15 protein-coding genes are annotated in these 11,957 nt (G+C 48.3%); 3 read left to right on the top strand and 12 right to left on the bottom strand.

Going from position 1 to position 11,957, the window contains the following annotated elements; genetic code table 11:
- Positions 1 to 126: 126 nt before the first annotated feature.
- The 11 genes from flgJ to HLG76_RS06710 form a co-directional block, all read right to left on the bottom strand.
- Positions 127 to 1,077, bottom strand: coding sequence for a flagellar assembly peptidoglycan hydrolase FlgJ (gene flgJ / locus HLG76_RS06760; protein WP_175993332.1), 951 nt, complete (start codon positions 1,075 to 1,077; stop codon positions 127 to 129).
- 9 nt (positions 1,078 to 1,086) lie between these two features.
- Positions 1,087 to 2,175, bottom strand: coding sequence for a flagellar basal body P-ring protein FlgI (locus HLG76_RS06755; RefSeq protein ID WP_021023040.1), 1,089 nt, complete (start codon positions 2,173 to 2,175; stop codon positions 1,087 to 1,089).
- Between the two features lie 25 nt (positions 2,176 to 2,200).
- On the bottom strand, positions 2,201 to 2,941 hold the full coding sequence (locus HLG76_RS06750) for a flagellar basal body L-ring protein FlgH (protein WP_175993359.1): 741 nt from the start codon (positions 2,939 to 2,941) through the stop codon (positions 2,201 to 2,203).
- A gap of 81 nt (positions 2,942 to 3,022) precedes the next feature.
- Positions 3,023 to 3,811, bottom strand: a complete 789-nt coding sequence (gene flgG, locus HLG76_RS06745; protein WP_175993331.1) for a flagellar basal-body rod protein FlgG — start codon at positions 3,809 to 3,811, stop codon at positions 3,023 to 3,025.
- 22 nt (positions 3,812 to 3,833) lie between these two features.
- Positions 3,834 to 4,583 carry a flagellar basal body rod protein FlgF gene (locus tag HLG76_RS06740; protein WP_077669108.1) on the bottom strand — a complete coding sequence of 250 codons (750 nt, stop codon included), beginning with the start codon at positions 4,581 to 4,583 and terminating at the stop codon, positions 3,834 to 3,836.
- A gap of 169 nt (positions 4,584 to 4,752) precedes the next feature.
- Positions 4,753 to 6,066, bottom strand: a complete 1,314-nt coding sequence (flgE, locus tag HLG76_RS06735; protein WP_077460295.1) for a flagellar hook protein FlgE — start codon at positions 6,064 to 6,066, stop codon at positions 4,753 to 4,755.
- Between the two features lie 24 nt (positions 6,067 to 6,090).
- Positions 6,091 to 6,834, bottom strand: coding sequence for a flagellar hook assembly protein FlgD (gene flgD / locus HLG76_RS06730; protein ID WP_021023035.1), 744 nt, complete (start codon positions 6,832 to 6,834; stop codon positions 6,091 to 6,093).
- 14 nt (positions 6,835 to 6,848) lie between these two features.
- The gene (flgC, locus tag HLG76_RS06725) at positions 6,849 to 7,262 is read right to left on the bottom strand and encodes a flagellar basal body rod protein FlgC (RefSeq protein WP_021023034.1); all 414 of its coding nucleotides are present in this window, start codon (positions 7,260 to 7,262) and stop codon (positions 6,849 to 6,851) included.
- Positions 7,263 to 7,265: 3 nt separating this feature from the next.
- Entirely contained in the window at positions 7,266 to 7,661 is a 396-nt protein-coding gene (gene flgB, locus HLG76_RS06720) for a flagellar basal body rod protein FlgB (protein ID WP_021023033.1), read from the bottom strand.
- A gap of 186 nt (positions 7,662 to 7,847) precedes the next feature.
- Positions 7,848 to 8,675, bottom strand: a complete 828-nt coding sequence (locus HLG76_RS06715; RefSeq protein ID WP_175993330.1) for a protein-glutamate O-methyltransferase CheR — start codon at positions 8,673 to 8,675, stop codon at positions 7,848 to 7,850.
- 26 nt (positions 8,676 to 8,701) lie between these two features.
- Positions 8,702 to 9,625 (bottom strand): chemotaxis protein CheV, encoded by a 924-nt coding sequence (locus tag HLG76_RS06710; protein ID WP_077460292.1) that lies wholly within the window; start codon positions 9,623 to 9,625, stop codon positions 8,702 to 8,704.
- Positions 9,626 to 9,747: 122 nt separating this feature from the next.
- Between HLG76_RS06710 and flgA the strand changes: the two genes are divergently transcribed.
- The 3 genes from flgA (at position 9,748) to HLG76_RS06695 (ending at position 11,302) form a co-directional block, all read left to right on the top strand.
- Positions 9,748 to 10,440, top strand: coding sequence for a flagellar basal body P-ring formation chaperone FlgA (flgA, locus tag HLG76_RS06705; RefSeq protein WP_175993329.1), 693 nt, complete (start codon positions 9,748 to 9,750; stop codon positions 10,438 to 10,440).
- Positions 10,441 to 10,528: 88 nt separating this feature from the next.
- On the top strand, positions 10,529 to 10,852 hold the full coding sequence (gene flgM, locus HLG76_RS06700; RefSeq protein ID WP_021023029.1) for a flagellar biosynthesis anti-sigma factor FlgM: 324 nt from the start codon (positions 10,529 to 10,531) through the stop codon (positions 10,850 to 10,852).
- A gap of 15 nt (positions 10,853 to 10,867) precedes the next feature.
- Positions 10,868 to 11,302: a flagella synthesis protein FlgN gene (locus HLG76_RS06695; RefSeq protein WP_175993328.1), complete on the top strand. Its 435-nt coding sequence runs from the start codon at positions 10,868 to 10,870 to the stop codon at positions 11,300 to 11,302.
- 210 nt (positions 11,303 to 11,512) lie between these two features.
- Here the strand turns inward: HLG76_RS06695 and HLG76_RS06690 are convergent, their stop codons facing one another.
- Positions 11,513 to 11,947: an LPP20 family lipoprotein gene (locus HLG76_RS06690; RefSeq protein ID WP_021023027.1), complete on the bottom strand. Its 435-nt coding sequence runs from the start codon at positions 11,945 to 11,947 to the stop codon at positions 11,513 to 11,515.
- Positions 11,948 to 11,957 lie beyond the last annotated feature (10 nt).

Raw genomic sequence — 11,957 nt, 5'->3', positions numbered from 1 at the left:
AAAGCAAAAATCAGGCCAGAGAAGATAGAGGGGTTTTAAAGCGATGTAAAACAAGATTTTAACTGATTTAAAGGCATCAAAAATCAAGCTGAAATAAAAAACGGCAAGCCTTTGCCTGCCGCTCAATTATTCCATCATGCCACGGACTTGATCGAGCACACGGATAACTTTGTCGGCATACTCAGGATCAGTGGCATAGCCCGCTTGGTGGAGTTCGCGAATAAACTGTTCAGGTTGCGCAGATTGAGACAGGGCTTGCTCGTAACGGGGGTTTTCTCGTAAAAACGAAACAAAATCATCAAAACTCTCTTGATAGGATGGATACGCGCGGAAACTCGCCGTTTCTTTCACCGGGATCCCATCATACACTTCGAGTGTTTGCGTCGCGACTTTGTCTCCGCTCCAGCGTGGATCCGCTTTAATATTGAACAAGTTATGGCTGTTATCACGGGCATTGGCGATCACTTTTTTACCCCAGCCGGTTTCCAAGGCAGCTTGTGCTAAAATGATCGCTGGATCAGTGCCGAGTGCCCGTGCCGCGCGTCGTGCATGAGGCGCTAATGTATCAACAAATGCGGCAGGCGAATCAAAGCCTTCATTACGTTGTCCCGCCTCACTTCCCGCTGCCGGTGGGGCAATCGACTGGCTATCCAGCGCGGCAATCGCTTTTTCTGCCGCCTCTCGACTTCGATTTTGATCCAAAGGCAAAGATTGCGCCGATGTGCGCGCCGCATCTTCCAAGTCAGGCTCACTATCGCCCAGAGCCTGGCCCAGTTGTTCCACAATCATATCAGCCAGCCCCAGCGATCCCTCTCGACTGAGTTCACTCGCCATTTGTTCGTCTGCCATTTGCTCATAAAACTTAGAGGTGCGATCGTCAATGAGATTGGACTCGAACGCTTCATTGGCATCACGCATTGATTTAAACAGCATCTGGGTGAACAAGGCTTCAAATTGCTCAGCCGCAGAGCGTAATGCGGCACTTTTATCGCCATCGCCATTCTTAGTCGCTTGACGGCGCAACGAATCAAGCTGGCTAATATCGTGTACAAATTGACTATCAACAGGAGATTTCATTGCTGTACCTTATATGACTATCAACTGGCCATCGATGGCACCGGCTTGTTTTAGCGCTTGCAAGATGGCCATCAAGTCTGAGGGGGCTGCCCCCACGCCATTGACTGCGCGAACTAAATCGTCCAAGGTCACGCCTGGTTTAAAGTGGAACATTCGCCCTTCTTCTTCTTCGACATTGATCTCGGTATCCGGTGTGACTACCGCTTCCCCACCACCTAATGGGTTGGGCTGATCGACATTAAAGTCTTCTTGAATCGAGACGGTCATGCCGCCATGCGTAATTGCAGCTGGACGAAGGCGCACATTTTGTCCCACCACAATGGTGCCCGTACGAGAATTGACGATGATTTTAGCCGCACCATCTCCAGGTTGAAATTCAATATTTTCTAAGGTGGATAAAAACGCGACCCGCTGGCTCACATCACGTGGCGCTCTGACACGCACCGACGTAGCATCCATCGCAGACGCTGTTGATGGTCCTAGAAAGCGGTTAATCGCATCCGCCATACGTTGAGCGGTGGTAAAGTCGGATTGAAAAAGATTAAAGGTAAGGTGATCACCTCGACCAAATGGATTCGGCACTTCGCGCTCGACCGAGGCACCGTTCGTGATTCGCCCCACAGTAGGGGTATTCCCCACCAGTTGTGAGCCATCGGCCCCCGTGGCACTAAACCCACCGACAATTAAGTTGCCTTGTGCGGTGGCATAGACGTTGCCATCCAGCCCTTTCAGAAAGGTTTGGAGCAAGGTTCCCCCTCTTAAACTTTCCGCCGAGCCAATCGATGACACAGTCACGTCAAGTTTTTGACCCTGTTTGGCAAACGCAGGGAGGTCTGCGGTCACTGCGACTGCGGCGATATTGTCTGATTGAGGGGTTGTATCAGTAGGAAGTTCGATACCAAAGTTATTTAGCATCGACTTAAAACTTTGGTCAGTAAAATCAGTGCTTTCACCTGTCCCCGGCAAACCGACCACTAAACCATAGCCCGTCAACGTGTTACTCCTGACCCCAGCAACCTCGGCAACGTCTTTTATTCGAGCCGCAAGACTTGGTGTGGCTACAACCAGCAAGACTATCGATAACAACCACTTTTTCACGTCAACTCTCCGTCACAATATAGGGCTACAAGGTGACATTAAAGAATCGTGCCAACCAGCCTTGTTCTTGGGTATCTTGTCGCTCGCCGGTACCGGAATATTGAATTCTGGCATTGGATATACGGGTTGAAGCAATGGTGTTATCCGGGCCAATATCGGCGGGTCGAATGGTACCGCTCAAGCGAATGTATTCATCGCCTGAGTTCAACGTTAACCATTTTTCGCCGCGCACCATTAAGTTGCCATTGGCCAACACATCAATCACTTGCACTGAAATAGAGCCTTGCAAACTATTACTTTGGTCTGCCGATGAAGAGCCCGTTGATGAGTTATCATTGCTCACTTCATACGACAAGGTGCGCTCACCAATGGTGATTTCTTCCCCTCCTAAGGACAGAGGATCCATGCTCAAGTCGTTTGACTTGGCCAAATCGGAGCTCGCACTTTTTTGAGCCTGAGTGTTTTCCTCAAGCATGACCGTCACGATATCCCCAAGTCCACTGGGTTTTGAGCCATTATATAAATCACGCTGTTGGCTGGTATTAAAAAGAGATCCTGTCGCCGTTGCATAGTGCTCCGGGGGCTGTTGCGGGCGAATCGGAGACCAAGACGGATCGTCAGCTTTGGGATCTTCACGCTGACGTAACAAACCAATCAAGCCCTCACCTTCCGGTGTTGTATCGCCTTCAACCGCATCCGTGGTCGAGGTGGCTTGGTCAAGATCACTGCCTGTATCTTGCTGCCCCGGCAATGAGCAACCGCCCATCCCTAGAAGCGTGGCAAAGAAAAGGCCCGCTATTAATCCACGTTGCACTGTCATCATTGCCCCCTTATACCTTCACCATGCTTATAACTGTTGATTTACGTAACTGAGCATCTGATCAACAGATGAGATAACTTTAGAGTTCATCTCATAAACACGTTGGGCTTCGATCATATTGACCAGCTCTTCGGTCACATTGACGTTTGAAGTTTCGAGCATCGATTGTTTTACTTCGCCAAACCCATTCAGGCCTGGTACGCCTTCTTGCGGATCACCACTGGCGCCTGTGGGTAGGTAGATATTCTGACCAACCGGCTCCAAACCACCTGGGTTAATAAAATCCACCGTCGTGATTTGACCCAAGACTTGGTTTTCTTGCTGACCGCGCAAACGGACAGAGACTTCGCCATCCGTGCCGACGGTTACCTGCACAGCATCATCCGGTATCGTGATTTCAGGCTCCAGTGTATAACCCGACCCTGAGGTAACGATAGTTCCCTCATCGTTGAGGGTGAACTGACCATTGCGCTGGTAACCCATGTTGCCGTCAGGGAGCAACACTTGGAAAAAGCCATCGCCCTCAATCATCATATCCAATGAGTTGTCCGTTGTTTGCACATTACCATTGGTATGGACACGCTGAGTGGCAACAACCTTTGACCCTGCCCCCAACATCAAACCACTCGGCAGCTCGGTGTTCTGAGATGATTGGCCGCCCGGTTGGTTAATGTTTTGATAAAAAAGATCTTCAAATACCGCGCGTGACTTTTTAAAACCGACCGTTGATGCGTTGGCTAGGTTATTCGAAATCGTCGAAATATTAGTTTGCTGCGCATCAAGTCCGGTTTTGCTGACCCATAATGCTGGATGCATAATTACTTCCTCTTAATAAACCTTAGCCAAGCCGCAATAACGATGAAGACGACTCGTCCATTTTTTCTGTGGTTTTCATTAACTTCACTTGCATCTCAAAGTGACGTTGCAAATCAATCAGCCCCGTCATTTCACCCACTGCGTTAACGTTACTGCCCTCTAAAGCTCCCGTTTGTAACGTCACGCCTGCATCCGCTGGAAATACGGTGCCAGGTTCTTTGGGCTTAAATACCCCATTTTTATCTTTGAAAAGGTCTTGGTTATCTGGGCGAACGAGTTTAATTCTATCCACCATTTCCATAGCATCAGGCGGCGCCCCCTGGGGCAATACCGAGACGCCCCCCTCTTTTCCGACTTCAATTCTTGCCGCCGGCAAAGGAATAAAGATCGGCCCGCCATTTTCACCCAAAATGAGATTGCCGTTACTGTTCTGAAGTAACCCAGTTTGATCCACTTTCAAGTGACCGGCACGGGTGTAGCCTTCTTGGCCTTGGCTGTCTAATACCGACATCCAGCCTTCACCTTGAACGGCCACATCAAGATTGCGGCCGGTTGTGATGGTGGAGCCTTGCTCGAAGCTATAACCAGGTCGCTCAGTCATATTAAAAACTCGGCTTGGTAACCCCTCACCGTAAGCTTGCATAGAGCGTGACTGCTCAAGATCAGCTCGGAATCCCGTGGTACTGACATTGGCTAGGTTGTTGGCGCGCAACTGCATTGCCTGCATATCTTGCTTAGCGCCACTCATGGCGAGGTATAACGCGCGATCCATATTGGTTGCCTCCACAATCGTTCTGTAGGTAACAAAGCAAGGAGCGTGCCATTAATTAAATGCATGTTTTTCAGAAAGATAGAAAGAGAAAATCAAGAAAGGGGAGATAAAAGCAGTAAACGAAGGCGAGGACTTGCCGCCTGATAGGCAGGCGGCAATAAAAGCGAGCTTAACGGATTTGCAAGATATTCTGTTGCATCTGGTTACTCACTTCCAGCGCTCGCGAGTTCGCTTGGAAATTACGTTGCGCGGTGATCAAATCGACCAGCTCTTGAGTCATATCGATATTAGATTGCTCAATGGTCCCGCTTTTCACTTGACCAAATGCGCCTTGCATCGCCTCACCAAAAATGGGATCGCCCGAGTCTTGGGTGATATCCCACTGGGTGTTACCCACCTGTGCTAAGCCTTGCTGGTTGGCAACACGCACCATGCCAACCCGGCCTAATGCGATGTTTTCACCATTACTGTAGGTCGCCATAATGGTCCCTTTCGGATCAATATCGACCTTGGTCAAATAGCCTGTCGTCGCCCCATCATCAGAAAATTTGCGCATCTCAAACGGCGCGGCATACTGAGTCGGGTTATCAAAGTTGAGCGTGAGCTGCTGATCACCGTTGGCACCGTTCATCTCTAATCCAGCGCCTGTTGGGCCCAAGGCATCGGTCACGATCGGATTACCGCCATTAATATTGTTCACTGAACCATCTGAGTTAAAGTCGATGGTGTGACCAACCTGTCCAGTGGCATTGGTTGAATTGCCACCTTGGATATTCACCGGCTTTTCACCTTCAGGATCCGTCATGGTGTAATACACAGACCAGCTATTGGGATTGGCCGGATCGTTACCTTTCACATAATACGTCGACAACTTATACGGCTGACCAAGCGAATCATAAACCGTTGCAGAGGTTTGCTTGTTGTAGGTTTCAGGGTCTTCAAAATTAAACTGGGTCGGATCTTTTTGCGCACCGCCAGCTGGTAAGTTCAAACCAATATCAACATTTTGTGACGCACGAGGCTGACCAAACTGATCCGGTACATTAAGAGACTGAGGCTCATAAGAAGAGACCTGCTGGGTATCAGGATCGACATTGTAACCGAGCAAGTACTGACCTTCGGAATTGATAATGTCGTTATTTTTATCAAGGTGGAAAGCACCGTTGCGGGTTAAATGGTAATCATTGTTTTGCAGCTTGTCATTTGACACACCGAAGAAACCATTGCCGCTAATCCGCAAATCGAGCGGATTATTGGTATAAATACTCGAGCCTTCGTGGAATTGCTGCGCCACGGTCGATGTTTGAACACCTGTGCCGTTGGTAGTCTTCGAGTTTGAGAAGATCGACGTCGAATACACATCACCAAACTCTGCGCGAGATTCCTTAAAGCCATAGGTATTGGCATTAGAAATGTTGTTACTGGTGGTGTTCATGTCTTTCTGGGCCGCACCAAGGCCACTTAACGCAATATTAAAACCCATTGCTTTTCACTCCTAATAAATCGGTCAGCCTTTCGTCACATTACCGACGTCGGCATTACCGACCTCTAGCACTTCAGCCAGTTTCATCGGTGAGGAAAAGCCAGCAATATTTAACATCACATTGCCACCACCATTCCCCAGCAAAACACTGTTCACATTGGCATAGGTGGACACATCAAACTCTTGTGTCTGTCCATCAACCATGCCACTCACCTTGAGCTTGTAAGTGCCCTCCGGCATAGGATTGCCGTTGTCATCCATCCCATCCCATTCGACGCGATGATCACCTGGTGGTTTGGCACCCATACTGAACGTTCTCAATAGTTGTCCTTGTTCATTCTCAATTCGAACACTGACATTATCTAGCGCTTGAGGCAGCTTCACCATGCCCGCGACACCGCCCGTTTCACCTTTCACACCGGTGGAGCCGGGAACTAGCACGTCACGCCCTACTAACGATGACGCTTGTAATGCCTGGTTGGACGTAATCGACTCATTGAACGTATCAAACTGCTTGTTCATTTTGCCGATGCCCTCTACCGTGGCAAACGACGCCATCTGCGAGATCATTCTGTCATTATCGACAGGTTTGGACGGATCCTGCTGTGACAGCTGCTTGGTGAGCAATTTGAGAAAGTCTTCCTGTTCGAGTGCTTGCTTACCCGTGGTCGAGTCTTGCTTCTCTTGCAGTTTTTTCTCTTGCTGCGCCTTTAGCTGGTCAATGTAGGACAGTCCGTTACTTGAACCTGTACCGTCAATTCCGGCCATCTTCGCCTCCTACATTACTGACCCATCTGAAGCGTACGCATCAGCATTTGTTTACTCGCATCGGCCACCTGAACATTGGTTTGGTAAGATCGCGACGCAGAAATCATGTTCGCCATCTCTTCCATCACATTCACGTTCGGTTTAAAAATATACCCCTCGTCATTCGACATCGGATGGTTGGGGTTATATTCCGCGCGTAATGGTTTCTGGCTCTCGACAATACCATCAATGTTGACCGGCACACTTTCGCCCTGCTGCTTAAAGCGATTAAGCTCCGCAGAGAAAATCGGATGCCGTGCTCGGTATGTCTCTTCAGCAGAGCTACTCACCGAATTGGCATTGGCCAGGTTGCTTGATGTGGTGTTCAATCGTACTGATTCGGCGCTCATGGCCGATCCCGACACGTTAAAAATATTAAACAAACTCATCGATTATTTCCCATTCAATGCCTTCTTCATATTCTTGAACTTAGAGCCAAGAAAATCGAGTGAGGCCTGGTATTCCAGTGCGTTCTGCATGAACAAATTCTTTTCTAGCTGCGCATCAACCGTATTACCATCGCCCGTATCCGGCTGTGATGGGACACGGTACTTTTTCTCTCCGGTCACCCGGCTAGAGGCAGCGATGTGCCGCTCATTTGTGCGACTTAGGCCAATACTTGCCTCGGAGCTTGCCGCCTTGAGCGCGCGTTGAAAGTCAATATCTTGCGCTTTGTAGCCTGGCGTGTTGGCATTAGCGATATTGCTAGACAAGGTCTCTGCCCGCTTTCCTCTTACGCCAACGGTGTGCTGGTGCACACCCAATGCATTGTCAAATGTAATCGCCATGGACAACCTCCGAATTCTTACTGAATAGAATAAAGCAAACAAAGTGCCAAGTTTCGATTTAGCACTGTTTTTTAAAGTGGACACTAGGTAGGACGCGGGTTCGAAGCACTCATACTTCGACATAATGCAGCGAGGAGGCAGGTGTTAAACAAAAAAGCGGCAAACACTGTGCCGCTTTTTAAAATACTATTTTAACTTGTAGATGATGCCTGGATTACAACGGATCATCTCAAACTTATCGGTTAAACCAGTAAGTGACTCCGACGCCCCGAGAATAAGATACCCACCGGGGTTGAGCGCCCCTGCCATTTGATTAAGCACCTTGGCTTTCATATCCGGAGAAAAGTAAATCAAGACATTACGACAGAAAATAATGTCGAACTTGCCCAGCAAACTGTAGCTTTCCATCAGGTTTTGCGGACGGAAAGTCACCATTCGCTTGATATTGTCTTTGATCCGCATTTTGCCGTCACCCACATCTTCAAAAAAAGTGCGGCGACGCTCTGGAGATAAACCGCGGCCCAACGCTAAGTTGTCGTAGATGCCCTGCCGACACGCCTCTAACATCGACGTGGAAATATCTGTCGCGGTAATACTGACACTGCTCAGCATCCCAGGTTTTCGCTGCTGTGTTTCTGCGACCGTCATGGCAATCGAATAAGGCTCTTGCCCCGATGAACTGGCTGACGACCAAATTTTGATTGGTTTACGTGATTTCGCCAGCTCTGGAAGTAAACGGTGTGCCAAGACTTCATACGGATAGGTATCACGAAACCATAGCGTCTCGTTGGTCGTCATAGCATCAATGGCCGCGACAGCTAATTCACGATTTCGTCCAGTGATGACCGACTTAACCAGCTCAGACAGTGACGCCAAGCCAAATTTATTCACAAGTGGGCTCAGTCGGCTACGTACCAGATACTGTTTACTGTCTCCGAGTACGATCCCACACTTGGACTCGAGGTGCTTACAGAAGTCCCGATATTCTTGATCACTGATTGCTACATTTGTCATTAATTCACTCAATCGCTCTGGTTACGTTACGACTTAACCGCTTCAAGGACGGTAGATCCCAGCTCATCTGGATCGAACTTAGCGATAAACGAGTTGGCTCCGACGCGCTGAACCATCGCCTCGTTAAAAACCCCACTTAGTGATGAGTGCAATACTACATGAAGATCTTTAAGACTCGAATCTTTTCTAATCTCAGTTGTGAGCGTGTACCCATCCATTTCAGGCATTTCGATATCGGATATCACCAAGGCCAACTGGCTATAGATACTCCCCTCTGCAGCCATTTCTTTCAGCTTATCGAGCGCTTCTTTGCCATCTTGCACGAGGATAACGTCATAGCCGACACTTTCTACAGCACGTTTCACTTGTCGACGCGCGACACTGGAATCATCCGCTACCAAAACTTGACTAGGCGCGCTTTCCTCTCGCTCTTCACGTTTTGACAAGACTTCTTCACTGATTTCCTCATTCACTGGGGCGATTTCGTTGAGGATTTTTTCGACATCAAGCACTTCAACCAGCTCATTATCGATTTCAGTGACGGCTGTCAGATAATGCGAGCGGCCCGTTCCCTGTGGCGGGGGCAGTATTTTTTCCCAATTCATATTAACAATGCGCTCAACAGAACCCACCAAAAATCCTTGCATGGATCGGTTGAACTCTGAAATGATCACAAATCGATTTTCAGGATCGGGAATAGCTGGCCCACCCGTTGCAAGGCTCATATCAATGACAGAGATCGTTTGACCTCGAATATGGGCCACGCCTTTGACAAGAGGATGCAAATTCGCCATCGCCGTCAATCGCGGACACTGCAAGACCTCTTTGACTTTAAAGACATTAATGCCAAAGCGTTGGTTTCTCATCAGGCGGAAAGTCAACAACTCTAAGCGGTTCTGCCCCACCAACTGCGTACGTTGGTTGACCGAATCAAGAACACCACCTGTCATAAGATAAACTCCATATTGCCCCATTTTTTTGTAGAGTAGCATGGTAATCATAGTGGGTAATCACATGACTCTCGAGAAAGAAGGGAAATTTCTTCTTTGTCCGCTACCGATGGTTTGGAACTATGTCCAAGATATTACGCTTATTTAGCGTCACTTTGCTCGCAAGCTTTAGCTTTAGTATAGCCGCTGCAACAGTAAGTCAAATTGAAGCGGTACAAGATGCAGCAGAAAAACATGTTGCAGACATCATTTCTGTGCCCAAAAACGGCAAAATCAATATTACAGCAGGTAATCTGGATTCTCGCATGCGTCTAACAGACTGCCCTGTTCCTTTGGGTACCGATGTGCCTGGACGACAGCAGCTTAATACGTCGGTTACTGTGATGGTGTCTTGTGATCAAGACAACTGGCAAGTGTACATTCCGGTTAAGATTGAGCTGATGACACCCTCGGTCGTGGCGAAGCGGCCTCTTAATCGTGGCATGACTATTGCTTCAAATGATCTTGCCATTCAAATGGTAAATAGTCGGTTTCAACGCGGTAGAACCTATACTCAGCCCGCCCGCTTGATTGGTTCCAAAGTCAAACGGACGGTGGGCATGGGCGAACCGATCAGCAGTAGTGATGTCTGTGCGGTGTGTCGAAATGATGACGTTTTAATCACTGCACAAGGAAACGGACTCAATATTGTTGCAAAAGGCACGGCATTAAGTGATGGAGCGCTAGGTGAGCAAATAAAAGTCAAGAACAACAAATCTAAACGTCTCGTCGATGCTACAATCTCAGCGGTCGGCGAAGTAACGGTTAATTTCTGACTTTTTACGTCTCAATGCTAAAGTAACTGCAAAATGTGCCGATATGCTGAGCGACGGACTCAAAAGCGACTGACAGTAAGGCAATGTTATGGCGAGTATTGATCAACTACGTGGTAACCAGCAAGCGCTGACCACCACACGAAACACCAGTAACCAGACCAAAACACAAGAGACACAAGGCGGCGCGGTCCGTGAACAGCAGGGAGTGAAATCTCAAGACGATGCTGTTTCATTAAGCCAACAAAGCCAGAAGATCGACAAAATGAATCAAGAAATGGCCGCCGAGCCCCACTTTGATAGTGCGAAGGTTGAGCAAATCAAGCAAGCGATTGCTAACGGTTCGTATAGAGTGGATGCTGACAAGCTGGCTGCCAACATGATGCGCTTTGAGAATGATCTAAACGAAAGCTAAGCTGACGGAGTGGTTATGAGTCCTACTGCGCCTTTAATGACGCTTGTCGAGCAACAGCGTGAGTGTGTTCAAGCGCTGCAAACGCTCCTTGAACAAGAAGCCAGTATCATCGCGAGCCGTGTATCGGATGATATCGAAGCCATCGCGAGAGAAAAACAAGCGTTAATCAATGAAATCCAGCGAAATGATGCGCAAATCAGTCGTCACTCTGAACGTGATTCACTCCATCATGACGAAACCATGCGTGAACACATCAGCGCGATCCAAACGTGTTTGTCCACCTGTAAACAGCAAAACGAAACCAACGGCGTTGCATTGCAACGAGCCAGCTTAAGCATTCATCGTCTGCGCAACTTGTTCCAAGAAAGCGGTGGCAAATCAGAGCTGACTTACAACCAGGACGGCAATGCATCAGGGAGAAAAACACTCGGCACTAACATCAAAGCCTAAAAAGCGCTGTCCATCTTCCCCTCGCCCCCTCTCTAAGCCTGCGCGTCAAATATTTGTCATCGATTAAAGCTTCAACCGTCCCAACGCGAAAAACAGATTAAGCAACGGTCGTTTTTAATCATAATCAATCAGCCAACTAAAAAAGCGAGCACTTGGCCCGCCTTATTGTCGTGGTTCACGCACATATTATTGAAAAATCAGACAACGCCATTAGAAGATAATAGAGTTGTTGGTTGGCACCTGCTGTGACTCACCATAGCGTTTCATTTTTTGCATTGTATCTAGGTTCAGTTCGAGCTCTGTGACGTAACTATCACCAACTTTGTAACTCGCCACCACTTCGGCGCCGCGAATAATGCCATCGACGGCGCCTTGTGTGCTGTCACGACCTAAACTTTGATCGTTAACGCTCGCACGGCTGCTTATCCGCAATCCATAAACTTGCTCGCTCAACTCTTTGTAGGCGTCCACTTTAGACGCGCGCATCGCCCGTGTTTCTTTGTCTTCTTGGGTCGCACCTTGTTGGGCGCTGATCGAGGCCATGCCAACCGCCGAAATAATACTCTCTTCTTTCATTCTGGTAAGAGGCTGACATGCAGAGAGCATCAATAATGCGGCGAAAAGTAATCCATGTCTTTTAAACATTTATCTACCT

The sequence above is a fragment of the Salinivibrio sp. EAGSL genome, from assembly GCF_013366455.1.
Taxonomy (GTDB): Bacteria; Pseudomonadota; Gammaproteobacteria; order Enterobacterales; family Vibrionaceae; genus Salinivibrio; species Salinivibrio costicola.
Note: the sequence above shows the minus strand (reverse complement) of the source record. Positions and strands in the feature narration are given on the sequence as shown.